This is a genomic window from Phenylobacterium sp. (assembly GCF_031425575.1).
In the GTDB taxonomy this organism is placed as follows: Bacteria; Pseudomonadota; Alphaproteobacteria; order Caulobacterales; family Caulobacteraceae; genus Phenylobacterium.
The window spans coordinates 1-23,499 of record NZ_JANPJP010000370.1; the positions used below are offsets into that span (position 1 = coordinate 1).

Here is a 23,499-nt window from a genome sequence, read left to right on the forward strand (position 1 = left end):
CGCCACCCCGAAACGCTGCCTGTAGGCCGCGGGGCTCAAGCCCAGGCGATTGCGGAAGTGGTGCCGCAGGGTGGTGGCCGCTCCGAAGCCAGTCTCGGCCGCCACCTGTTCGACGCTCAGGTCTGTTGTCTCCAGGAGATCTCGAGCGCGATCCACCCGCATCGCCACCAGCCAGACGCCCTCCTACGCCCGGCGCGCGCAGTCGAGCGAGAACCGCATCTTCGGGTCGCCGACCGCGTCGCCGTCCGGCTCCGGGCGACCTACTCCGGATTGTCGTCCTGCAGAACCTGCAGCACCTGGGCCGCCACCGAAACGGCGATCACCTCGGGCGCACGGCCATGGAGTTCGGGGATACCGATGGGGCACTGCAGACGGGCGACCTGGTCGGGCGAGACGCCGGCATGCGATAGCGCTCCGAGGATTTCGTCACGCTTCTTGCGAGATCCGATCATGCCGCAGTAGCGGAACCGCCCGGCCGTCAGGACGGCCTGGGCGAGGCGACCGTCCAGCTCGTGGCTGGCGCTGGCGATCAGAACGTAGTCGCCGGCCTCCAGGCAACCGGCCACCTCCACCAGGTCGTCCTCGCTGAGGATGGTGGCGTGGTCGGCGTTGTGAGGCCGGGTGTCGTAGGCCTCCACCTCGAAGGGCAGCAAGGCGAACTGGCGGGCGAAGGCCAAGCCGGCCGGGCCCGCGCCGAAAATGGCCAGGCGCGGTCGGCGGGGCGGCAAGGTCATGGCGCGCGCCGCCCGCTGTCTATTCCGCCACCATCATCGCCGGGCGGGCGGCCTGGGCCAGCCGGGCCACCAGGGCCTCGTGCTGGCTCCAAAGCGCCTTGGGCAGGTGGTCGCCAAACTTCTCATAGGCGGGCGGGATCAGGGCCGCCTCCTCCTGCCAGACCGCCGGATCGACGGTGAGCAGCAGGTTCAGTTGGGCCTCAGTCAGGCTGAGTCCGGAGAGATCGAGGCTTTCCGGGGTCGGCACGCGGCCGATGGGGGTGTCGGTGGCGTCGGCGTCGCCCTCCAGCCGGCCGAAGATCCACTTGAGCACGCGGCTGTTCTCACCATAGCCAGGCCACACGAACTTACCCTTCTCGTCCTTACGGAACCAGTTGACGAAGTAGATTTTCGGCAGCTTGGCGGCGTCGGCCTTGGCGCCCATCTTGAGCCAGTGGGCGAAGTAATCCCCCATGTTGTAGCCGCAGAACGGCAGCATGGCGAACGGGTCGCGGCGCAGTTCGCCGATCTTGTTCTCCGCCGCCGCCGTGCCTTCCGAGGCCACGTTGGAGGCCATGAAGACGCCGTGGGCCCAGTCGAAGGCCTCGGTCACCAGCGGCACGGCGCTGGCCCGGCGGCCGCCGAACAGGATGGCGGAGAGCGGGACGCCCTTGGGGTCTTCCCATTCCGGCGCGATCACCGGGCACTGGGACGCGGGCACCGTGAAGCGGGCGTTGGGGTGGGCGGCAGGCTCGCCGCTCTCGGGCGACCAGGGCCGACCCTTCCAGTCGGTGAGGCCTTCCGGCGGGGTCTCGGTGAGACCCTCCCACCAGACGTCGCCGTCGGAGGTGAGCGCCACATTGGTGAAGACGCTGTTGGAATGCAGCGAGTCCACGGCGTTCTTGTTGGTCTCGACCCCGGTGCCGGGAGCCACGCCGAAGAAGCCGGCTTCCGGATTGATTGCGTAGAGGCGGCCGTCGTCGCCGAAGCGCATCCAGCAGATGTCGTCGCCGATGGTTTCGGCTTTCCAGCCCGGCAGGGTGGGCTGCAGCATGGCCATGTTGGTCTTGCCGCACGCGCTGGGGAAGGCCGCGGCGATATAGCGTACCGAGCCCTCGGGCGAGGTCAGCTTGAGGATCAGCATGTGCTCGGCGAACCAGCCCTCGTCGCGGGCCATGACCGAGGCGATGCGCAGGGCGAAGCACTTCTTGCCCAGCAGCGCGTTGCCGCCGTAGCCCGAGCCATAGGACCAGATCTCCCGGCTCTCTGGGAAGTGGACGATGTACTTGATCTCGTTGCAGGGCCAGGCGACGTCAGCCTGACCTGCGGCCAGCGGCATGCCCACCGAGTGCAGGGCCGGGACGAAGAATCCGTTGTCGCCGATCTCCTTCAGGGCCCCGGCGCCCATGCGCGTCATGACGCGCATCGAGATGGCCACATAGGCGCTGTCGGTGATCTCGACGCCCAGCTGACTGATCTTGGAGCCCAGCGGCCCCATGCTGAAGGGCACCACGTACATGGTGCGGCCCTTCATGCAGCCCTTGAACAGGTCCTGCAGATCAGCCCGCATCTCCGTCGGGTCGAGCCAGTTGTTGGTGGGTCCGGCGTCTTCCTCTTTCTCGGAGCAGATGAAGGTGCGGCTCTCGACGCGGGCGACGTCGCGGGGATCGGAGGCGGCGAAGAAGGAGTTGGGGCGCTTGGCGGGGTTGAGGGGCTTCAGGGTGCCGCCGGCCACGAGTTCAGCGGTCAGGGCCGTCCATTCCGCCTCGGATCCGTCGCACCAGTAGACCCGGTCCGGCTGGGTCAGGGCGGCCGTCTGCTCCACCCAGGCGAGGAGTTTGGCGTGTTTGGTCGGTGCGGGGTAAAGCCCCGGAATAGACGTGGTGGCGGTCAAAGCGAAACTCCCAGCCGGCCCCAGACGCCGCAGCGCCTCAATATGGGTCCGATCCCTAATGAACCAAATTCTAAATGGCGAGAGCGCCCAAGCAAAGGTGGCGCCGAAATCTGTTGTTAAGCCGGGTGTTACGCCGGGGAAGCCGCAAATCACAGCCGGTCTGAGGACTATAAATATGATAATTTCGCTATTACACGCCGTGGCGTTCCGAGAGACCTGGGCGCTTCGCATCCGCCGCTCGACACAATGACACCGGTGTCTATCGTTACTTCGACATGTGAACGGCGCGGCGTTTGCACGCCGCGCCGTTCAGAACGCTCAGTGCAGGCTGAGGACTACCACTTGTAGCTCAGGCGGCCATAGACGAAGCGGCCGTTGAAGCCGAAGGGCGAGTAGCCCGGGAAGCCGATCGAGCCCGTCGCGCCGTTGATGCTGGTGGGTGTCGCGCGGGGGTACTCATCGAGAATGTTGTTGGCCCCGAGCGCCAGGGTCACACCCATCGGGAAGGTGTAACGCCCCTCCAGATCCACCAGGGTCGCCCGACCCGTGCCGATATCGAAGGCCGGATTGTTGCTGGGGGACAGGACACCGTCATAGTCGGTGACCTTGGTGCTGATGGCCAGGTTGTTCCGGGTCCAGTCGGCGCCGAACACCAGCTTGCGTTCCGGGGTGCCCTCTTCATAGGTCATGCGATTGGCGCGGTCGAAGAGGAAGGCTGGCTGCGGCAGGGCCGACAGGGTCGGAAGGGCCGGGGTCTTGGTGACCTCGGTGGAATTGAAGTTCGCCGCCGCCGTCAGGTCCAGGCGGCTGTCGCCCAGGTCCATACGGTAGCGGGCCACCACATCGACGCCCTTGGTGGTGGTGTCCACGCCGTTGATGAAGAAGCGCGCGGCGCTGACGCCGAACGGGGCCAGCAGAGCGCTGATCGCCGCCGACGTCGCAGCAGGCGTGTTGGTGTTGGGCAGGTTCTCCGACAGGACGATGCGGTTTTCCAGGTCGATCTGGTAGGCGTCTACCGTCAGCTCGAAGGCGCCCGCGCGATAGACCATGCCAAGCGAGTAGTTGACCGAGGTTTCAGGCTCCAGCGGCTTGGCGCCAAGGGCGCGGGCCACAGGGCTGGACACCGGGAAGGTGCCCACCTCGATGAGCTGGAAGGTCGTCCCCACCAGCACGTTATTGGTGGAGGTGTAGGTGAAGTACTGCTGCTGCAGGGCTGGAGCCTTGAAGCCGGTGGAGACCGCGCCACGCAAAGCGAAGGCGTCGTTGAAGTCATAGCGCAGGGCCAGCTTTCCGGTGCCCTTGCCGCCGAAGTCGGAATAGTCCTCGTAGCGGCCGGCGATGTCGAAGCCGAATTTCTCGGTCAGCTTGCCTTCGACGTCGACATAGACGGCGTAGTTGTGACGCGAGACATCAACCTCGTTGGCGGGACGGAACCCGGGGAAGCCCTGGGAGACGCCGGCCTTGGTGGGATCGGGACCCACCGTGTAGGAGGCCGCCTCCCCGGCGCCGATCCCGAAGGACTCGTCGCGGTACTCAAGACCCCCCGCCACGTTGAGCGGCTCCACCAGGCCGACATCGAAGGCGCGCGACAGGTTCAGGTCCACGATCCACTGGGCGTACTCGAGGGAGCCGGCCCGGAAGGTGCGCGGCGAGGCTGCGCCATAGGAGGCGTTGATCGAGTTGACGACCGTGTATTCCAGCTCGTTCTTGCCGTAGTTGGCCGAAAGATCGACCTTCCAGCCGGCGGCCTCACCCTTGATCCCGCCTTGCAGGGTCAGGTCGGTGATTTCGGTTTCGATCTGCGGCAGGAAGCCGCCCGGATAGACCGAGGGTACGTTGTTGGCGTTGTTGTAGGCGCGCGCGGTGGCCGCGGCGTTGGTGTCGCGGTGCTGGTAGCCCGCGAAGCCGTAGACCGACCAGGTGTCGTTCAGCGGCAGGCCCGCATTGGCGAAGACCGTGTAGCTCTCCACCTTCGGATCGCCGTAGCGGCCGATGATGCGGCCCGGGTTGTAGAGCGGCAGGGCGACGCGGTCGGCATAGTCGGACCGGTTGGTGGCGTTACGCTTCACATACTCGCCCGACACCGTCAGGAAGCCGTCGTCCCCAAGGCCAAAGCCCTGCCAGGCCGCGAAGGACTGGGTGACGCCGTCATTGGCGTCGCGCTTGCCGCGCGCCGTGCGCACGGTGGTGTTGTAGACGCCGTAGTTGTAGGTGGCGCCGCCGCCGGAGGCGGCCTCCCGGAGGCGGATGTTCATCACCCCGGCGATGGCGTCGGCGCCGTACTGGGCCGAGGCGCCGTCCCGCAGGATCTCGACGCGATCGACGGTGACGGTGGGGATGGTGTTGAGGTCGAAGGCGGTGGAGCCGCGGCCGATGGAGCCGTTCACCGCCACCAAGGCCGAGACGTGGCCGCGCATGCCGTTGACCAGCACCAGGGTCTGGTCAGGCGCCAGGCCGCGCAGGGTGGCGGGCCGGACGTGGTCGGTGCCGTCAGTGATGGCCGGGCGGGGAAAGTCCAGGGCCGGCGTCAGATTGGCCAGGGCCTGGGCGAGCTCGGTGGACGCGCCCTGACGGCTGATCGCCTCGGCGCCGATCACGTCGACGGGAGCCAGGGTGTCGAGCCGCGAACGGCCAACCGTGCGCGTGCCGGTGACGACCAATTCCTCGACATTGGCTTCACCAGAGGCCGAGCCTGAGGTTTGGGCGGTGGCGGCGCCAGCCCAGAGGGCGGCGACAGAGGCGGCGGCGAAGAGAAGGCGGCGATGGCGCATTTTGGAAAACCCCAGGATCATCCGGACTCGGCGGATTGTTGTGCAGCTTCTAGTCCCTCTCGCCTCGCGCTAGGGGCGTATTTTTACAACAACTGTCAGAAACTTCTCAGTCGCGCGCAGTCAAGCTAGCGGTTCCAGGATCAGATTTTCACTCACTACATAGTGTAGCTTGTTTTGGCTTCGACGGACGCAAGCCGATACAGCCGATCCACTGGCGGAAAATTCGCCTGCCTCTGAGCGATAACTCTCTCGGCAGCTTGGTGAGGTCAATTCCGGTGAGCAAACCCCTCCCACTCCGGCGGTTGAGGCTGGCGAAAACATAAGCACGGTTTCAATGTCTGGGCGTGCTTGAGCCAGTCGGGTGAGGCCGGAGATCAGCCCGCCTGCGGGGCGGCGGCCGCCCCGACCTGGGTAGATGTCATCAGGCCGGGGCTATGCAGCTCATGTTGGCGACTGGAGAACCAACAAAGCTTCACACGAGATAACCGAGGCTATCGCATGATCGCAGGTGACCGGGGGCTAGTCGGCCAAGCGCGATATCGGAAGTTAGCACTGACTTGGGTTAAGAATATATGCCGCATTCACGCAGGGCCTGTCTGGCGCCCTGCGCGTAGCCATCGGCGGCCGCGGCGGAGAGCACGACCCCGACCGCTCTCCTCGGCGGGGCCGCGCTCATCCTGGCGCCGCCCGCGCGAACCGGGTCCACGGCGGGTGACACTCTGCCGCGGCTCATAGCCGATGAGCCGGGGTCTGACCCCGAGGCCCCTCCAGTGGGTCTTGGTGTCCTTTGCAAGACGGCGCTATTGCGGACCACCCCTACCCACCAAGGGATTCTTTTTAGAAGGCTGTGGAAAGGGTCAAGCCGAGGGTGCGCGGCCGCTGTGGCGTGACTTGCCGGACCTGGCTGAAACTGAAGGGATTTCCGTAGGCGAAGGTGTCGCTGTAGGCGTTGGCGGGATTGGAGATGAAGAGTTCGACACCGGTTCGGCGCCCCCTGACCCCCACCGAGAGTTTCGCCCGGACGTAACCCCCCATCTCAGGAGAGAGCGCCGGATCAAAGCTTACCCTCGAACGACCTACATAGTTCGCCTCACCCACCAGCCGCAGCGTCAGGTCTCGCAATACAGGACGCTCATAGATCGCAAGAACGCCCCCGGAAAAACCCGGCGCTCCCGGCAGGCCCCTGGTGAGCTCCGGCGCGTAGTCCGGGTTGACGCGGATGATCCGCGTTTGCGAGAGCAGCGCATTGGCCCGCACCGTCAGACCCATGTCCCAACGGTAGCTCAGTTCGGTCTCAACCCCGGCGACACGGGCGTCACCCACGTTTGCGGTGTACGGGATCCCAGAAGGCCGAAACTGGTCGGTCTGGATGTTCTTCCACACATCGTAGAACAGCGCTGAATGGGCCACGAAGCGACCGTCCAAGGCGTGTAGCTTCGCGCCCAGCTCATAGTTGCGCAGGCGATCAGGCCCGAAGGTTTCGCGTGTGGTCGCCAGTGGCCTGGCGCCGCCGGAATTGAGACCACCGGCGCGGAAGCCCTCGGAAATCACCGCATAGATCAGGTCCCCGGGTGACACCTGCCACTGCAGCGAAACCTTGGGCGAAACGCCGGAAAAATCCGCCCGACGCTCGAAGGACCTTGGCGCGAAACGCTCAGACACGACATCGGACGTGGTCTTCCGGTCGATCTTGAAAGCACGCCCGCCCACCGCCAGCGTCCACCCCGGCGCGATCTCCAGGGCGGCCTCGCCATAGGCCGCCAGCTCAAAAATTCGGTCGCGCCGGTCGTCGCGATAGGCCGTTGCGAGCGGACCAATCGGTCCCCTCGCCATCAGAGTGGCGGGCGAGTCTTCGAACGTGTCGGATCCATAAAGCCCGGCCAGCCATTGGAAGGGGCCGGCGCCACGCGAGGTCAGGACGAAGTCCTGACTGAGCATCTCGGTGCGCGTGGTGTCAGAATAGACGGCTCGCTCCGAGCCATTGGCTGTGTACAGGCTCGCGACGGCCGAAGCGTCGTAGATGCTGGAGTACTTATGACGCACAAGCCCCGTTGAGGAGACGAGTTCGCCCCACCCCCAGGCCCCCCGAACCGTCGCGGCGAGCAGCCCGATGCTGCTGCCATGCGGCTCAGCGACACGGTGGGCGCGTTGAAGGCCCGAGGCCCGGGCCGTGTAATGGGTGTCATCAGACTTCAGGTTCTGCACGGTCCCGGAAAAATCCACCGTCCAGATATCGTTAGGCTGGAAGCTGACGGACACGCGACCGCCGTAGCGTCGGGTGCGGTCGACGTCGGCGCGCCGCAGGTTGATGTCATCAAGATATCCGCCCTGCACCTCATGATAGGCCGCCATGCGCAGCCCGCCGGCGCCATCAAACAGTGGAAGATTGGCGTAGCCTTCCAGCTCGCCACTCGGCGCGCCGTCCTGCGTCCAGGACGTCGAGGCTGAGACCTCCGCGGACCTGCGCGCCGGGTCGGGTTTGCGGGTGACGATCCGGTAGATGCCGCTGAGCGAGCCTCCGCCGTAGAGCGCGCCCTGCGGCCCGCGCACCACTTCGATCCGTTCCACATCCACAAGGCGCAGGTCCGGATCCGGGGCGTTGTAGTTAATCGGCGTATTGTCGAGATAGGTCCCCACCGTCGAGCGCGACCGGCCTGTGAAGGTGCCGTCCGACAGACCCCGCAGGATGAGCTTGTCGCGGCTTGGCCCCAAGTTGGTGGTCAAGACACCCGCAAGCTGCCCCGAGGTCTCACCGGGATCCGCCGCCCCGGTCGCTGCGAGTTGCTCGGCGGAAATGACGCTCACCGCCACAGCCAAGCGCTGGGTGCTCTGAACCCGTTTCGTCGCGGTGACGAGGACCTCCGAGACGGAGACCGTAGGGGCTGGAGTCATCGCGGCCGTGGCGGCCGCAGCCGCACTTACCTGCACAGAGCGGGAGCCCAGGACGCGCCAGCTGCACGGCGCGTCGGCCAGCAAACGGCCCAGCGCCTCTGGCACGGTGTAGGCGCCCTTCAGCGCCGCGGCGACCCCGCCGCCGCAGGCCGAAGCGCCAAGCAGCGAGACATCGGCCTGTAAGGCCAGGTCGATGAGGGATTCCGAGTAGGGCTTGGCGCCAATGTCAAAGCGCACCCGCTCGGACGCCGCCTCAGCCCCGCCCGCCGCAAAGACCAATGCAAACGCGCAGACGAAACCGCCCAAAACTGACCAACGCTGATGGATCGGACGTCCCCCGCCGGATCGGCGCCTATTTTCTACGAAGCACGACGCCTTCGGGGGAGGTTATCGCCGTAATCGGCAACATTAAAGCCAATCGTCCGACGACCTCGGATTGGCTGTCCATCACCAGGACCCCCGAAATAGGTGTCCGGCCAAGTTCCGGGTCGGCGATGATGATGGGTTTGGCGAATTGTCGGTTGAGGTCGGCGACAACATTGGACAGCGGCTCGTCGCGATAAACCACTCGCCCCGTGCGCCAACTGAACGCCACCGATGGTTCGATCGTGCTGAGGCGCGCTTGGTTCGCCTCGCCAATCGCCAACCGTTGGCCGGGTCGCAGAACATAGGTGCGGCTTGGCGCCCCTTTCGGATCGGGGGTGACTTCGACAACACCACGCCCAACCGTTACGGCCAAACCGCCGTCACGGTGACGGACATCGAACTGAGTGCCCACCACCCGAACGATGTGGCCGCCGCTGTTGATGGTGAAGGGTCGACCGGGTTCGGCGGCCACATCGAAAATGGCTTCCCCCTCCCCCATCACCACGCGGCGTTCGTCGCGGGAGAGAGTCACAACGAGCTTGGTCTCGGCGTTGAGCTCGACCTTGGATCCGTCGGCAAGGGTCACGGCTCGGCGCTGGCCTGTGGCGGTCGCATAGGTCTGCGTCACCGGCGTCGACGTCAGGGACGGGAGGACCGCCAGCACCAAGGCCGCCGCGGCAGCTGCACTGGCCGCGCCTGCCATCCATCGGCGCCCCAGTTGCTTGGCGCGGTGACGCTGGACACGAGTGAGCTCGGGAACAATATCTTGGCAAGAGGCCCCCACACTGTTCCACACCGCCAGCGCCTGGTCATAGGCCAGGGCGTTTTCCGCGGCCGCATCCAACCAGGCGTCGAAGGCTTGCGCGTCGGAGGAGGTCAGGTCGTCGCTCTGCAGGCGCGTGATCCAGTCGCTGGCCTGCGCCAACGGCTCTTGCTCTCTGCCTTGAAGATCGCCTATCATCGGCCCACCTGCTCGATCCAAGCCGTAAGGGCGTGATCGCGAATTAGACGCCGCCGTAGCGCCCGATCCCCCCGTCCCATTCGAAATTGTGACACGCTCATGGTTGCAGCTTTCGGATCAGCGCTCGCAAAGCCAAGCTGACGTGCTTCTCCACCGCCTTGACGGAGACGCCCATGACCTGCGCCGTCTGGATCTGGCTCAGCCCCTCCAGCTTGTGCAGACGAAACGCCCGGCCCATCTGCGGAGGCAACTCGGCGACCGCTTCGACGAGCTGGCGAAGCCTTTGGCGTGAGGCGATCACGTCGTCGGCGGCGGGCGCATCATCGATCTCCGCACCGCCGAGGTCTGTTCGCGCCACCATGCGCCATCCCGCGTCCCGGTTCGCCGATCGTTGCGCTGCGCGCGCGCTATCCAGCATGAGATTTGTGGCGATGCGATAGAGCAACGCGACCGGCGCCCACGTCTCGAGCGGCTCCTCGCGGGTGGAGAGCTTCAGATAGAGGTCCTGGGCGAGGTCTTCTGCAGCCTCCAGCGAACCCGTCCGCGCCGCGAAGAAGCGCACCAGATTGATTCGTTTCTCGAAATAGGCGCGCAACAGCGCGCTCTGCCCTTCATCCCTGGACGGCCCCGATGTGTTCAAGATCGTCCCGACTCCTCCAGTTGGCGACCTTCACGGCGCTCTTTCAGCAGGGCGCCTTTTCCTGTCGGTCGCCAGGGTAGGGATCGGAGCTGTGTTGCGATAGCGGGCTCTCGCGTCAGGGTGTCTCAACTGGAACCGGCTCAGCGCCTCCACACAAGGGCTGGCTGGCCCGAACCAAGCGTCTCAGCGACGCGCGGCCTGAAGCCGGCTCAGCTCGGCGATGGCTCAGATGAGGTCTCATTACGCGACTAATGCATCCAAATCAGATGCATTGGTGGAAGTGCCGAGTGTCTCATTAGGCGACTAATGCATCCAAGTCCGATGCATTGGTGGAAATCCCGAGGATGATCTTGCGCAGCCAATGCCGTGGCCAGCATATATCCACCCAGGATGCGATCCGGAGAGGTGACGGAGCGGTCAAGGCGGTCAAATCGCTATGGCCCGGTCAGACGTTCGATGGCCGAGAGCTGGGCCTGTTGCAGCGCCTGCCCGGCCAGGAAGATGGCCCCTGACATGACTCCGCCCAAGGTCGAGTATTCCACAGTGCTGAGGCCGCGCTGGTCAGCCATCAGGGCGCGGAGCGCCCGGATAGGAGCGGCCCAAGGTAAAGAAGCATGCGCGAGTTCGAAGATTTTGTTTAGCACGTACGTCGCCTGAACAACTGCTGTGTTATTCAATTTACGTTTCCGACCCTAAAGGCCGGACAACGGACGTAGTTTCATTAGTATGACGACGGCCGACGCAGGCAAGATCTTCTAAACTATGGCGATGTCGCCGAGGGCCGAAGGCATGCCCCGGTTCAGTCGGGGATCAGCGCGCGATCAGACCTCCGATCTCATCGACGATGTCTAGCTCGCTCCAGTGACCGTTCAGGCGATAGGAGCCGTCGGCCTGCAAGGTGATATAGCCGAGCTCCTGAAGGGTCTGAAGCCGGCGCCGAACGGTCTGGCGCGGGATCCCCGTCATGTCTGAAAGCGCGGTCGCCGACAGGACTGCGCTGAAGGGGGCGTCGCCGAAGGCGGACCCGCCGCCGAAGGCCCGCTGCTGTTCGGCGAGACCGGCGAGGTTGAAGGCCGACATGATCTGGAAGGCAGCCACATCCAGGCCCTTTTTCTTCCGAAGCATGACGAAGAATTGGAACATCCGGGTGGAGATGCGCAGGCGCTGACCGATGGTCTCCACCCCCGGCGACGGGTGCGCCTGAGGCTCCACAATTAGTTGCATGACATTGTTGAACGAAATGATCGCGTCCCCCCGAACGATGTTCTCCCGGGACAAAGCGTCACAGTACGACCCGACTCACAAGCCTATGGCGGGACGTCGTTACTCATTATGTGGGGCAAACAACCTTTGGCTGAATCCAACTCCACCTGACGTGGCTTAACCCACGCTCGGATTGTCTCTCAACAACTCCACTTGACTGTGGAGTTTCTGAAACGTGCCGTCCTCGACGGCGATGGACACCTGAGCCGTGGCGGTTAAGAGCGCGCCGACAGCGCCCGGCGCGGAGGCCTCTAGGCCCGCCAGAAACCCCATGAACGAGATCAGCAGAACCTGGATCCCCAGCATCTATGCCGGTCCCGAGGGGCAAGAGACTGGCAACGGTTGGCCGGCTTCAGCGGCGGAGAGGCAGCGCGCCTCCACCACCAGATTCGTGAGTCGCTCGGCATAGGCCTTGACCGCCGGGCCGGCGACGTAACCGCCGGCGATCAAAGCCACCCCCAAGGTCGCCAGCACGATGGTGGCCTCGACGGAGGCCAAGCCACGCCCGTCCCTCAGAAAGTTGCCGAGCAAGGCTCGCATCGCGATGAAACCCTTCAGCCTACGCCGGATTGGGCGCCGGCACCTTCCTGGGCGGCAACTTCTTCGCAAGCTTCACCTTTACCGGCTTCTTCTTAAGCTTGGCAAGCTGAGCCTTGGTTGGCTTCTTCTTAAGCTTGGCGATCGCTTTTTTGGTCGGCGGCTTCTTGACCTTGGGCAAAACCTTGCCGGCGATCTTGGCTTCCGCAGGCGTCGCAATCGGGACGACCGTCGCCGTAGTGAACATCAATGCTGAGGCCAGCACCATCGCGCGCAAAGCTGGTTTCATAACGCCCCCCAAATCTCGAGCTGGCGCGTCACGCGCCACATCCCGTTTTTGTAATATGGATACCTGGCGATCTCTAGGATACGGGCGCTCAGATTGAGCGCGGCTCAGACTTCGTAGAGCACGCGCAGGAGAGCAAAGAAGGAGGGGCCCACCAGGACGATCAGGATCGCCGGCATGAAAAACAAGACCAAGACCACGATCATATAGACGGGGAACACCTCTATGCGCTGACGGAGCTCGTACTCCCGGCGCTCAAAACTGTTTTTCAGGAAGATTTGCAGGCGTTCTCGGAGATCGTCCCCGTTCCGCTCAGCCTCGGCGACCTCGGCCACCAGGGCGGCGCCAGGGCCTTGGGAGGCCAGATTCCGCGCCACTGCGCCGCCGTCGAGGCCAAAGCGCAGGCGCCGCTCCACCACCCGTAGCGCCTCGATCAGGGGCCCGAAGCGGACGGCGGTGACATCGAGCGCCAGGGCCAAGGCGCTCGCCGGCGGCGAGCCGGCCTCGGCCGCGGCCAATGTGGCCACCGCCACCAGCTCACAGGCCTCGTCCTCCAGAGCGGCGGACTTCCGCAGGCGATCGACCAGGCTCACTTCATGGCGTCCGAAATTAGGTTCAGGCTGATCCGCCCCCAGATCACCAGGGCCGCCGACAGGGTCACCATCAGCCGGCCCTCATCGGTGGCCAGGAGGCTGGCGAAAAGGGGGCCGGCTCGCACGGCGGAAGCCAACAGCACCAGGAAGAAAAAGGCGGTCATGATATTGGCCTGCCAACGGATCTGGATCAGGGCCAGGTTCCGCTTCTTGGCCAGATCCTCGGCCATGCCCAGGGCCTCGCGGAAAGCCATGAGGAACCCCTCCGGCGCCCCGCCCTGTTCACGATGCACCAGGCAGAGGCGATAGGTGAGGTTGGAGAGGGGCCAGGCCTCGACCCGCCGCGCTGCGGTCTCCTCGGGCTGCCCCGCCGACAGCCCTTGCAGGGCTTGGGCCAGGGCCTGGGGACCGGGATGAGGCGAACCTTGCGCACAGGCCATCATGGCCGCCAGCAGCGGCGTGCCCGAACGTGAGACGGGGCTAACCTGCTCCAGTAGACGCGCCACCGCGGCGCGTTCGGCCGCAAGCACGTTGGCCTGACGCCCGCGCAGCAGCTGAGCCGTCAGGATCAGGGCGCCCAACCCCACAACAAGGCCCATGAGCAGGCTCTTGGCCCACCACGCCGTGGCGCCCAGAGCCACCAACCCCGCCATTAGGGCGGGCCATGGCAGGGAGCGCAGCCACGACACTAGGCGCGTTCCAACCTGTGGATCTCCGACACCAGTCGACGGCCCGAGGCGTCGCGCTGCAGGAACACGATCGCATCGACGGCGTCACGTAAGGCCTGGCTCGGATTGATCCCCGACTGCCCCGCGGTCGCCGAGGCGTAGAGCGATTCCAGCCGATGAACAGCGCCGGTGACCGATCCGGCGTGCAGGGTGCTCAGGGACCCTGCCAGTCCGATCGACATGGCGGCGATCATGTCGAACACCTCCTCGCCGCGCACCTCACCCACCACCAGGCGGTCGGGACGCATCCGCAGGGTTTCCCGCACCAACTTGCGGATATTGGCTTGCTCTCCGTCGCCATGGTCGATCCGGCGGGTCTGCAGCTTGATGCAGTGGGGATGATCCACCTTCAGCTCGCTGACGTCCTCCACCAGCACGATCCGCTGATCGGCAGGCACCCGGCTGAGCATGGCGCCCAGCAGTGTGGTCTTGCCCACCCCCGGCGCGCCGGCGACGATCACGTTCAACCGCTTATCCACCGCCGCTTCCAGCCAAAGGCGCTGCTCGGCGGTGACGCCGCCCATGCGCTCCAGGTCCGCCAGGGTGTAGGGACGCGCCGGAAAACGGCGGATCGAGACGAAGGGACCGCCCATGGCCACCGGAGGCGCGACGGCGTGCATCCGGGACCCGTCCGGCAGTTCGACGTCGACCCATGGATTGGCGCGGTTGATCGCGCGTTCGGCCCGGGCCACATGGCGATGAACGAAGGCCACCAGATGCTCGGGGCCGAAGAAGGCGCCCTCGAAGGGCGTCAGCCGTCCGTCCTTCTCGTAGACGATAGCGTCCCAGCCATTGATCAGGATGTCGGTCACCCCGGGATCGCTCATTAAAGACTGGATAGGTCCATAGCCGAGGACTTCGTCAATCGCGCTCTGGGCCAACTCGTCGGCGTACTGACCCGGAACATCGGGGCCGCGGGCGAGCAGGCCCAGGAAGAAGTCGCGAAGAGTCTCAGGTTCAACGGCCAGGGCGCCGACCCGCGCGGTGGGATAGGCGCGCGCCGCCTCATCGACGAGGGCCGAGACGATCTGCCGACGATCGAGAAGGCCGGTCATTTCAGAGGCGACAGGTTCGCCTCGACGGCCGGCGACGGCATGTGCTTGGCGGCATCCTCTACCCGTTCGGGGGTCACGATGAGCACCAGCTCGGTGTCGCTGTCGCGGGAGTCTCGCGAGCCGGCCAGCTTGTCGCCGATGTCGAAGGGTGTCCGGAAGGGCAGCCCCCTCTTGTTGCTCTGTGACTCCGCCGACCGAAGGCCCGCGATAGCCACGCTTTCCCCGAATTTCAGCGTCACTGTGGTTTCGGTCTTGCGGGTGATCAGGCTTGGCACCTTGGCGCCGTTGAACTCGACAATATTGGCCATGTCCACCTGACTGACTTCCGGGGCCAGTTGCAGGCGGACCGACTCGCCATCGACGATCAGGGCGGTGAACTCCAGGGTCACGCCATAGGGCTTGTAGGTGTATCCCACGGCGTTGTTCGTCACGCCGTTGGTCTGTGGACTCGGTACCGGGAGCTCGCCGCCGGCCAGGAAGCGGGCCTTCTGGCCGCTGGTGGCGACGATGGTGGGCTCCGCCAGCATCGTGGCCGCCCCCTCGGAGCGCAGGTAATTCAGGAAGGTGTCCAGGACCAGTCGGTCGATTGTGAACTTGGCCGCTGCGAACAGGTCGGTGGTGGTGGCCGTGCCGATGGCGCTGGCGAAGAGGTTGCCGATGGCGCCGGTCCCGCCGTTGAAGCGGTTCTGCGCCTGCCAGCGGATGCCCAGTTCCCTGGCCTTGGTGCGGCGAACCTCCAAGACGCGGACCGAGACGGCCAGTTGATCGTTGGTGGCGCTGCGGATCAGGTTGATGATCTTGACGCCAGGCAGGGCGCCGGTGGCGATATCCCCGGCCAGAACAACTGTGGCGGCGTTCGGCGCGTCGCCGGTCAGCACGGCGACGCCCGAGGATTTCGAAACCGAGAGGTTGGGCACCCGGGCGGTGCGTGAGATCAGGGCCGCAAGGTTGGCGGTATCGGCGACGACCTCGACAGTCCGCCGCTCGATCTGCTGGTTGGCTGCGTTCATCAGCATGACGTCGGCCGAACCCTCCTTGACGCCGAACAGCACAATCCGGCGGGCGCCGCGCACATCCACCTTCAGGGTCGCGTCATTGGACATGACCACGGAGCTGACGTCACTGGAGGGTGTGAGGACGAGAAAGCCACCCTCAGAGATCGTGTTGCGGACCTGGGCCAGGGCGGGCGAGGCCAGCGCCCAGACGACGGCGGCGAGCACCAGGTGACGCATCATTGCAACTCCTGCTGCGCGACACCCGAAGGGGTGACCACCGATACGCTGCGGGTGGGTGCCGACGGCGCCTGGGCCGTAGCGTAAACGGAGGTATCGGCGCCCGCCTCGGCGTGATCGGGGGCGGTTTCCAAATCCCAGATCTGGCGTAGGGCGCCCTGATTGGCCGAGCGAGGGCTGTTGGCGCTGGCCAGCACCACGACGAGCGAACCCGCCTGACGCCAGGCGGCCAGGTCCTCGGCCTCTTCGGGCGAAACAGCGATGGTCACGGAAGGATCCAGGCCACGGCCGCCGCGCTTGAGGCCAGGTCGAACATGGAGAACCTGCGAGCCCTCCACCACGGTGGCGACGGAGGGCGACTCGGCATTGGCTTTGTTTCGGGCGCCACCCCCCACCACCGCGATGATGTTCACCCAACTGCCCTCACGGAGCATCTCCGTGGCCACGGAGAGTTCGTCGCCCATGAGGACGAATCCAACCTTGCCGGGGGGCAGGGTCAGGGTCATTGCGCCGGCGTTGACGGCGATAACCGATTTCTTGAGCACGGGCTGGTCAGCGCGGATCGGCGCGACCGCCCGCCAGCCCCAATAGGCTTCTGACTTCTTGGAGCTATCGGTGATCCATTCCCCGCTTCGCTTGCCCACGGCCGAGCGCCACACCGTGGTCTCAGGACTGATCACGTCACCAGGCTTCATGGCGCTGGTGGCTTGCAGATAGAAGGTGCCCGAGCCCTTGCCGCCGCCGGCGCCGGCATTCGCCTTCAGGAAGGAACCCAGGGCGATGGTGATCAACAGGGCGCCCAGGAAAAGGCTGACGTTTTTGATCAGAGGGGTGAGTTTGGAGGTGGGCTTGTTGCCGCCCCGGACGCCGAATAGGTCGGTTTCGCTCATTGACGTGCCCCCACGAGTTCTGCGATCGGCGACGGAAGGCGCGGGAACAATTGGGTCTTGACCAAGTGAACCACGACCGCGGCCACAGCCGCGGCGACGATGAACATGAGCAGGTTCCTGATCAGGACGCCCAGCGGGCGCGCGGCGCTTTTCGGATTACTCAAGACTGAAGCTCCCTGGCCATCGCGTCACAACACCGTTGTCGTCACCATCTCCGGCCGCAAGGCCAGGAACCCCCCGACGATGGCCAGGGCATATGGCACGCCCGCCGCGGCCGGGGCCTGCTTGTCTCGCAGCCGCCGGACGAATCCGACCGCCAGATAGCAGGCGCCCACAAGGCCGCCCGCCATCATGATTGCCAGGACAAATCGCGACAGCTCAAACGGCAAGAGCCACACACAGAGCGCCGAAATCAGCTTGATGTCGCCGCCACCGAGGACCTTCTTCTGATGGAGCGCGAGCCCTCCCAGCAGAACGATCCCGCAGCCCAACAGAGAGTAGACCACCTGACTAGGGCTGATCAGTACGCCGTGGACCAGACCTAGTAGAAAAACCCCCAGGCAGACGAAGTTGGGGATCAGTCTTCGGGTCAGGTCGGAAAAAACTGACCCCGCCAGCAAAGCCAGAAGGGTCAGGTTCAACACAGATTCTAGGTCGTCCATGACTGGGGCGCTGCGCCGGAGACCGGCGCAGCCCTCCATCATTCGGCGGGAGCGTCGCCGCCGGAGACGGCGTTCACGACGTTGTCGATCGCCGTACCTGCAGCTTGCGACAGGGCGTCGGAGGCGGTGAACACGCCGCCGGCCATCGCGCCGCCCATGGTCGAGTATTCGGTCGAAGTCAGACCGGATTCGTCCTTCAAAAGAACGGCCACTTGATTCAAAAGCTCGCGAAGCATTTCGCCCACTCCCCAATTTGCTCAGAGCACAGTGCTCGTCGCACTGACTTGGCCTCACGCTCCCGCTTCCGTCAAATCTCTAGGCGCTCACTTTGAGCGCGCCCGGGCGCAGGTTCCGGGCCCGCATGTTAACGCTCGCCTCCTGAGGGGCGCCCTCCCACCGGACAAGCCCAGCCAGGCAGGGCAAGCGATCGCGGAGCAAGTGATCTTCCCCCGAAATAGTGGACGGGGTTAAGCCGCTCTACGTTCCATCTCGGCTGGACTGATATAGCCCAGTGCCGAGGGCAGGCGGCGGGGAGTGCGGCCTCGGCCAACCAATCCATCCGGTCCGGATGCATTGGTTGACGTCCCGAGCGTGGGATTACGCGACTAATGCAACGAAGATCGGATGCATTGGTGGACGTTTCGAGCGTGGAGGGCCTCCTGGATCGCAGCTTGACGGAAGTGCGGAAAATCCGTATTTTACGGACTTGGGAGATGGCCATGCTCGAAGTCCCAGCAACCGAAGTCGCCAAGCGCTTCTCGCGCTACCGCCAAGCGGCTCAACGAGAGCCGGTCGCGGTGACGCACCACAACCGCGTCACAGAGGTCTTGATGTCGAAACACGACTACGACGAGTTCGTACGGCTCAAGAGTCTGGCCACACGCACCCAATGGACCCACGAGCTGTCAGCGGAGTCGCTGGCGGCGCTCACCGAAGCGCGAGTCGACCCGGCGCATGACCACCTCGACGCCCTGCTGGACGAATAGGTCTCGTGGCCCTTCCGAAGCCGGAAGTCGGCCTCGTGATCCGGTTCAACTATCTCTGGCGACGTGAACGCGACCAGGGACGTGACAATGCCCGCTACCCGCGCCCTTGTGCGATCATCCTGTCGCATCGGCGCGGTGCCGATGGGCTGACGATCGTCCTGGTCGCGCCGATCACCCACTCCGCACCGGCCGCCGATAGATCAGCCTTGGAGATTCCGCCGAGGGTGAAGGAACATTTGGGGCTGGACGATGCGCGATCTTGGGTGGTCACCGACGAAGTCAATGAGTTCGCCTGGCCCGGATTCGACTTAGAACCCAACCAGGATGGCGAGATCGCTTACGGCATCCTGCCTCCGCGGCTCTACAACAAGATCAGAGACATGGTGCTTGAGGGTGCCCGATCCGGGGGTTTGGGTCGCATTCTCCGCTGACAATGGGCAGCTGTCAGACCCCCGCCTCCTGACATCCTGAGCGTGGCCGCATGCGACTAATGCATCCAGATCGGATGCATTAGCGGCGCTTCGACCGCGCTAACCCGCCGCCGCGCGGAGAACCTCGATGGGCAGCAGCAGCGTGCGCTCGCCGAGCGGTGGCGCAGCGATGAAGCCGTGCTGCTGGTAAAAGACGACCGCCTCATCATCAATGGCATGGGCGATGACGCCGCGAGCCCCGGCGATCTCCGAAGCCGCCGCACACCGCCGCAAGGCGTCGACCAGCAGCGCCGAGCCCAGCCCCTGCCCTTGAAACGCCGCGTCGACTGCCAGCCGGCCGATCAGCAGGAGCGGGACTTCCTGTGGCATGCCCTTGCGCAGCTTGGCGCTGGGGATCGCCACCCGCTGGGCGGTCGCTGTGGCGATGGCGTAGTAGCCGACCACTTGGTTGGCCGGCTCCGCGGTGCAGATCACATAGGTCCGCGCCGAGAGTCCCTCGCTGGTGCGAGCGCGCTGGCGCAGCCAATCATCAAGCGTCGCATGGCGGCCATTGCCGAAGCGCTCCACATCATGCTCCGCGCCCAGCGGCTCGGGCGGGCGAATTCTAGGAAGCGCCAAACGTCAGGCTTCCCAGGGCGCCTTGCCGCGCATCAGCTTCGCCAGTTGCGGAACAGGCTCCGTTGGCGCGTCCAGCAAGGCCAGGAAGGCGTCGTAGGCCTGAGGCTCAAGGAAGAACACCCGCTGATCGAGAAGCGCCTCCTCGGCGTGCCGCCGCGCGCTCTCCAACATGAACTCGGAAAGCTTCTGGCCGCGAAGCGCCGCGGCGCGATTCAGGATCGCCTTGGTCTCGGCGGACGCCCGAATCTGGATGATGTCGTCCTTGCGCGCACGGCTGGGCGCAGGGGGCTCTCGGCGGACGGTGGAAGGCATGCGACGAACTCCTGGAGCAAAGTTAGGATTTGCCACGACAATGTCAATACAATCCCCTTGCTTGCAGCTGCCGGCTCGAGGCCGGCAGCTGCGTCAGGCGGGCTCCGCCTGAAACCGGCTCAACTCCGCGATCGCGCAGATGATGTGGTAGAAGGAGCTGGCGGGCGCGGGTTCGTCGACGAAGGTCCCGTCGGGCCGCAGCTTGTCGTACCAGACCCCGGCCGCCGGGGTTTGCAGGTAGAGCCACAGGCCATTGGCCGCCGCCAAGGCGTCGGCCTCCTCGCCCAAGGCAAGAGCGGCCTTCATATATTCCGTCTGGGGCCAGAGCCGCGCCTCCGGCTCGCAGACCGTAAGGTCGTCCCAAAGCGCGTTTACGGCGATGCCTCGGGCGTCGACGCCGCGCTTGCCGTGCTCGAACAAGCTCCGGGCGGCGTTGAGCGCATCCTGGCGACCCCGCAGCCGTCCCCAGCGCGACATCAGCCAGGACCACTCGAACTGATGGCCCGGCTCGACCCGCCGCCCGTCACGGCCGTCCGCAGGCTTCCAGTCCTCGTCGAAGAACTCCCGCAGGAAGCCGCCGTCCGCGTCAATGAAGGTGGACAGCGCCATCTCGGCCATCTCGTCGGCGAGGCTGTCCCAGTCGCCCTCCCCCGCCTCGATCCAAGCCAGAGAGGCCTCCAGGACATGCATGTGGCAGTTGGACTGATTGGGATGGTCGTCGGTCTCGCGGAAACCCGCCTTCGGGTCGCGCAAGGCCTGCAGGCCCGAGCGGGTCCGGGCAGCTTCGGCCGGCAGGTCGCGGCCATAGCCGCCCACTCGATGCATCATCGCCATGCCCAACAGGGCGAAGGCCTGGTCATAGACCGCCGCGCCGTCGTCCAGGATCTGGCTCTCGACCGAAACCAATTTACGGAAAAGGCCATCGGGGCGTTGGAAGTTATGGAAGGCATAATCCAGGCCGTGCGTCGCCGCCTGCCTCCACGGCCCCGCCCAACCCAGTTCACCCGCGGTCGTGAAGACGTAAACCTGCCGGCCCTGGACCCGGCCGCGCCGCGACGCGGGCCGTGGATCGCCGGCGACGCTCAAGGCCTCGATGAAGCCGCCTCCTTCATGGTCCGCCCCCACGGTCCACCAGAGCGGTAAGGCGTTCACACGCAGCCATTGCGTGTACCACTGGCTGGCCTCCGCAAGGTTCGCAAAAACCTTTGGGGGCGACTTGGGCTGGCTCTTCAGCTTATCCACCGCAGTCTTCACCGATTGGCTGTGGGCGAGATCGCAACCACGGCGACGCCGTCCGCGTCCTGGCGTTTGATCCAGGCCGCGGCCGCGGCCATCGCGGCGGCGGAGTCGCGCGCCTCGGGTTCGAGCAACAGCACGCCGACGACGCCGATCTCCTTAAGTTGCGCCAGGATGGACGCTCGGTGAGAGACCCCCGCGACGATGAGCGGCGGTCCCGCATCCCCAAGGCCGGTGACCCGGAGAACTGTTTCCTGGAAGCTCGACAGCGTCCCGCTCAGCGGCACGAATTGCTTGGGGCGGGCCGGGCGCGACGCGGGCCATAGGCGTGTGCCGGACCCGCCGCACATGATCACTGGGTACACCGTCATGCGGCCGCCTCATCTGGTCGTTCGATGTTATGCGCCCGCACGCGCCGACTCGGCCTGATGCCAGCGCCAAGCGGTCTCTATAATGTCGTTCAGGCGATATCGCGGCGTCCAGCCCAGGACATCGCGGGCCTTGCGGTTGTCGGCCACCAGAGCCGGCGCGTCCCCCGGGCGCCGGGGCGCGGGCTGGGCTTCGAACCCGCTGCCGGCCACAGCCTGGATCGCGGCCACCAACTCGCGGACGCTGGTTCCCGTGCCTGTCCCGAGATTGAACACATCGCTCCCGCCGCCCACCAGCAGATGGCGCAGGGCAAGGACGTGGGCGTCGGCCAGATCAAGCACATGTATGTAGTCACGCACCGCGGTGCCGTCGGGCGTGGGATAGTCGTCGCCGAAGATCTTGAAGCCGTGGTTCGAGCCCATGGCCGCCCGGATCGCCAGGGGAATGGCGTGGGTCTCCGGCTCGTGCCGCTCGCCGATCCTGCCCTCGGGGTCGCAGCCGGCGGCGTTGAAGTAGCGCAGGATCACTGACCGGAAACCGGAATAGCGGTCCAGATCTCGCAGGATCTGCTCCACCATCAGCTTGGAATGGCCATAGGGGTTGAGCGGCGCCTGGGGGTGGCTCTCGTCCATCGGAACCTGCACCGGATCGCCATAGGTGGCGCAGGTCGATGAGAATACCAGGGCGTTCACCCCGGCGCGGCGCGCCGCCTCGATCAGGCTGAGCGCTCCGGCGACATTGTTCTCATAGAAGCGTCCGGGGTGACGAACCGACTCCCCGACCTCGATCAGGGCAGCGAAGTGGATGACCGCTGCGGGCTTGTAGAGGTTGAACACCTGGTCCAGGCGCGCCGCGTCACGGATATCACCGACCTCAAGCGGACCCCACTGGGCAAACCCAGCGTGGCCGTTCGACAGATTGTCGAACACCACGGGACGGAAGCCGGCTTCGGAAAGCCTCAGGCAGGTGTGGGAGCCGATGTAGCCGGCGCCGCCGCTCACCAGAATTGTCTGCATCCATCCCCCGAGAGCATTCCGGCAAACCGACTCAGAAAATCAGACGCCTACCCCGACCTTCTGCCTAGATCTCCTAACGCCTAGAAGAACCGCTCGGCGATCCGGATCGTGTCGCCAGGCGCCACCGGAGTGTTGCTCTCCAGCGGGTATTCTTCTTCACTGTCGCTTTCGGGGCGTTTGATAAATACGCGCTTGGTGTTGGCCCGGTAAGTATAGCCGCCAGCGGTCGCCACGGCGTTCACCACACTCAGCCCGGACGTATAGGGATAGGTGCCCGGCTTCTCGACTTCGCCAAGGATATAGAAGGGGCGGTAGTTCAGGATCTCCACGCTGACGCGTGGCTCCTTGAGATAGCCCTCCTTGAGCGCCGTTTCGACCGAGGCCTGGAATTCCCGGGCGGTCAGGCCCAGCGCAGGCAACTCGCCCACCAGCGGGATCGAGACCTTTCCCGAGCCGCCGACGAAGAACTCGCCGCTCAGCGACTCCTCGCCAAAGGTGATCACGCGCACCTTGTCACCCGAGCCCAGCCGATATTCCGGCACCTCGCGAACGATCGGCGTCGCGGGCTCGGCGGCCTGCGCCGCGGGAATAACGGTCGAAAAGGCCGACATGGCCAACGCCGTCACGACCCCGTGGCGGACGAACCAAAACACAGACCTTGATTTCATGAACTCGAAGCTCCGCACGCACGTCCCTCAAAATGACCCTACCGCACTGCGGCAAGGATCGGAATAGCAAGCCTTATGCCAAATCTCTCGCCCCTCGCATGCTTAACGCGTCGCAACGAGAATTAATCTCAGTACACCGAAATTAACGAGGCCACAATTTTCAGTAAATGAACAATTAATGGTAACTGATACGAAACCATCTCTATTCAGAACAAAGGCACCATGCATATACATGGGGGCTAAATAGCCGTCAGCGACACTTTCACCAAGAAATAAGCTTGGTGTGGTGTCGTGATTTCTCAAATAACGTCTTCGGCGCGCGCGCTGTTTCTTGGCCTACTCCTGTCCACTGCAACCGCGGTAGGAACAGCATCCGCGCT

Annotated in this window: 28 protein-coding genes; 2 read left to right on the forward strand and 26 right to left on the reverse strand. The window is 65.1% G+C overall.

The genetic code is table 11. The annotated features are described in order from the left end of the window. The 20 genes from RMO97_RS20940 to RMO97_RS21035 form a co-directional block, all read right to left on the reverse strand. Positions 1-162: helix-turn-helix domain-containing protein (locus RMO97_RS20940; protein ID WP_310542962.1), on the reverse strand; the 162-nt coding region annotated here is incomplete at its 3' end. 98 nt (positions 163-260) lie between these two features. Then, positions 261-734: an XdhC family protein gene (locus RMO97_RS20945; RefSeq protein WP_310542936.1), complete on the reverse strand. Its 474-nt coding sequence runs from the start codon at positions 732-734 to the stop codon at positions 261-263. 19 nt (positions 735-753) lie between these two features. Further along, positions 754-2,607, reverse strand: coding sequence for a phosphoenolpyruvate carboxykinase (GTP) (locus RMO97_RS20950; protein WP_310542937.1), 1,854 nt, complete (start codon positions 2,605-2,607; stop codon positions 754-756). 335 nt (positions 2,608-2,942) lie between these two features. Continuing rightward, positions 2,943-5,378: a TonB-dependent receptor gene (locus RMO97_RS20955; RefSeq protein ID WP_310542938.1), complete on the reverse strand. Its 2,436-nt coding sequence runs from the start codon at positions 5,376-5,378 to the stop codon at positions 2,943-2,945. A gap of 837 nt (positions 5,379-6,215) precedes the next feature. Beyond that, positions 6,216-8,576, reverse strand: a complete 2,361-nt coding sequence (locus RMO97_RS20960; RefSeq protein ID WP_310542939.1) for a TonB-dependent receptor domain-containing protein — start codon at positions 8,574-8,576, stop codon at positions 6,216-6,218. Positions 8,577-8,622: 46 nt separating this feature from the next. After that, positions 8,623-9,561, reverse strand: a complete 939-nt coding sequence (locus RMO97_RS20965) for a FecR domain-containing protein (RefSeq protein WP_310542940.1) — start codon at positions 9,559-9,561, stop codon at positions 8,623-8,625. Between the two features lie 133 nt (positions 9,562-9,694). After that, the gene (locus RMO97_RS20970; protein WP_310542941.1) at positions 9,695-10,237 is read right to left on the reverse strand and encodes a sigma-70 family RNA polymerase sigma factor; all 543 of its coding nucleotides are present in this window, start codon (positions 10,235-10,237) and stop codon (positions 9,695-9,697) included. Positions 10,238-10,671: 434 nt separating this feature from the next. Continuing rightward, the gene (locus RMO97_RS20975; RefSeq protein WP_305337911.1) at positions 10,672-10,806 is read right to left on the reverse strand and encodes a hypothetical protein; all 135 of its coding nucleotides are present in this window, start codon (positions 10,804-10,806) and stop codon (positions 10,672-10,674) included. A gap of 241 nt (positions 10,807-11,047) precedes the next feature. After that, a complete protein-coding gene (locus tag RMO97_RS20980; protein WP_310542942.1) occupies positions 11,048-11,461 on the reverse strand; it encodes a helix-turn-helix domain-containing protein in 414 nt (137 codons plus the stop codon). Between the two features lie 156 nt (positions 11,462-11,617). After that, entirely contained in the window at positions 11,618-11,806 is a 189-nt protein-coding gene (locus RMO97_RS20985; RefSeq protein ID WP_310542943.1) for a hypothetical protein, read from the reverse strand. Further along, positions 11,807-11,998, reverse strand: coding sequence for a hypothetical protein (locus tag RMO97_RS20990; RefSeq protein WP_310542944.1), 192 nt, complete (start codon positions 11,996-11,998; stop codon positions 11,807-11,809). Between the two features lie 61 nt (positions 11,999-12,059). Next, positions 12,060-12,326, reverse strand: a complete 267-nt coding sequence (locus tag RMO97_RS20995; protein ID WP_310542945.1) for a hypothetical protein — start codon at positions 12,324-12,326, stop codon at positions 12,060-12,062. A 104-nt stretch (positions 12,327-12,430) separates the two neighbouring features. Next, positions 12,431-12,916, reverse strand: a complete 486-nt coding sequence (locus RMO97_RS21000; protein WP_310542946.1) for a type II secretion system F family protein — start codon at positions 12,914-12,916, stop codon at positions 12,431-12,433. Then, positions 12,913-13,557, reverse strand: coding sequence for a type II secretion system F family protein (locus RMO97_RS21005; RefSeq protein ID WP_310542947.1), 645 nt, complete (start codon positions 13,555-13,557; stop codon positions 12,913-12,915). Before RMO97_RS21005 ends, RMO97_RS21000 begins: the two co-directional genes overlap by 4 nt. 47 nt (positions 13,558-13,604) lie before the next feature. After that, complete coding sequence (locus tag RMO97_RS21010) at positions 13,605-14,699, reverse strand: ATPase, T2SS/T4P/T4SS family (RefSeq protein ID WP_310542948.1); 1,095 nt, start codon at positions 14,697-14,699, stop codon at positions 13,605-13,607. Next, positions 14,696-15,934, reverse strand: a complete 1,239-nt coding sequence (locus tag RMO97_RS21015; RefSeq protein ID WP_310542949.1) for a pilus assembly protein N-terminal domain-containing protein — start codon at positions 15,932-15,934, stop codon at positions 14,696-14,698. Before RMO97_RS21015 ends, RMO97_RS21010 begins: the two co-directional genes overlap by 4 nt. Continuing rightward, positions 15,931-16,722 carry an RcpC/CpaB family pilus assembly protein gene (locus RMO97_RS21020; protein WP_310542950.1) on the reverse strand — a complete coding sequence of 264 codons (792 nt, stop codon included), beginning with the start codon at positions 16,720-16,722 and terminating at the stop codon, positions 15,931-15,933. Before RMO97_RS21020 ends, RMO97_RS21015 begins: the two co-directional genes overlap by 4 nt. A gap of 95 nt (positions 16,723-16,817) precedes the next feature. Beyond that, on the reverse strand, positions 16,818-16,985 hold the full coding sequence (locus tag RMO97_RS21025; RefSeq protein ID WP_310542951.1) for a hypothetical protein: 168 nt from the start codon (positions 16,983-16,985) through the stop codon (positions 16,818-16,820). A 24-nt stretch (positions 16,986-17,009) separates the two neighbouring features. Then, the gene (locus RMO97_RS21030; protein WP_310542952.1) at positions 17,010-17,462 is read right to left on the reverse strand and encodes an A24 family peptidase; all 453 of its coding nucleotides are present in this window, start codon (positions 17,460-17,462) and stop codon (positions 17,010-17,012) included. 59 nt (positions 17,463-17,521) lie between these two features. Then, entirely contained in the window at positions 17,522-17,719 is a 198-nt protein-coding gene (locus tag RMO97_RS21035) for a hypothetical protein (RefSeq protein ID WP_310542953.1), read from the reverse strand. A gap of 483 nt (positions 17,720-18,202) precedes the next feature. Here RMO97_RS21035 and RMO97_RS21040 point away from each other — a divergent pair, with 483 nt between their 5' ends. Together RMO97_RS21040 and RMO97_RS21045 are read left to right on the forward strand one after the other, a co-directional pair. Further along, complete coding sequence (locus tag RMO97_RS21040; RefSeq protein ID WP_310542954.1) at positions 18,203-18,469, forward strand: type II toxin-antitoxin system Phd/YefM family antitoxin; 267 nt, start codon at positions 18,203-18,205, stop codon at positions 18,467-18,469. Between the two features lie 5 nt (positions 18,470-18,474). Beyond that, a complete protein-coding gene (locus RMO97_RS21045; RefSeq protein ID WP_310542955.1) occupies positions 18,475-18,900 on the forward strand; it encodes a growth inhibitor PemK in 426 nt (141 codons plus the stop codon). Positions 18,901-18,999: 99 nt separating this feature from the next. Here the strand turns inward: RMO97_RS21045 and RMO97_RS21050 are convergent, their stop codons facing one another. The 6 genes from RMO97_RS21050 to RMO97_RS21075 all read right to left on the reverse strand — a co-directional run bounded on the left by RMO97_RS21050 (position 19,000) and on the right by RMO97_RS21075 (position 23,062). Then, entirely contained in the window at positions 19,000-19,467 is a 468-nt protein-coding gene (locus tag RMO97_RS21050; RefSeq protein ID WP_310542956.1) for a GNAT family N-acetyltransferase, read from the reverse strand. A gap of 54 nt (positions 19,468-19,521) precedes the next feature. Beyond that, on the reverse strand, positions 19,522-19,830 hold the full coding sequence (locus RMO97_RS21055) for a DUF1778 domain-containing protein (protein ID WP_310542957.1): 309 nt from the start codon (positions 19,828-19,830) through the stop codon (positions 19,522-19,524). Positions 19,831-19,923: 93 nt separating this feature from the next. Next, a complete protein-coding gene (locus RMO97_RS21060) occupies positions 19,924-21,072 on the reverse strand; it encodes an AGE family epimerase/isomerase (protein ID WP_310542958.1) in 1,149 nt (382 codons plus the stop codon). Positions 21,073-21,080: 8 nt separating this feature from the next. After that, entirely contained in the window at positions 21,081-21,437 is a 357-nt protein-coding gene (locus RMO97_RS21065; protein WP_310542959.1) for a sugar phosphate nucleotidyltransferase, read from the reverse strand. A 27-nt stretch (positions 21,438-21,464) separates the two neighbouring features. Then, positions 21,465-22,451 (reverse strand): UDP-glucose 4-epimerase GalE, encoded by a 987-nt coding sequence (galE, locus tag RMO97_RS21070; RefSeq protein WP_310542960.1) that lies wholly within the window; start codon positions 22,449-22,451, stop codon positions 21,465-21,467. Between the two features lie 80 nt (positions 22,452-22,531). Continuing rightward, the gene (locus tag RMO97_RS21075; RefSeq protein ID WP_310542961.1) at positions 22,532-23,062 is read right to left on the reverse strand and encodes a polysaccharide biosynthesis/export family protein; all 531 of its coding nucleotides are present in this window, start codon (positions 23,060-23,062) and stop codon (positions 22,532-22,534) included. Positions 23,063-23,499: the final 437 nt, after the last annotated feature.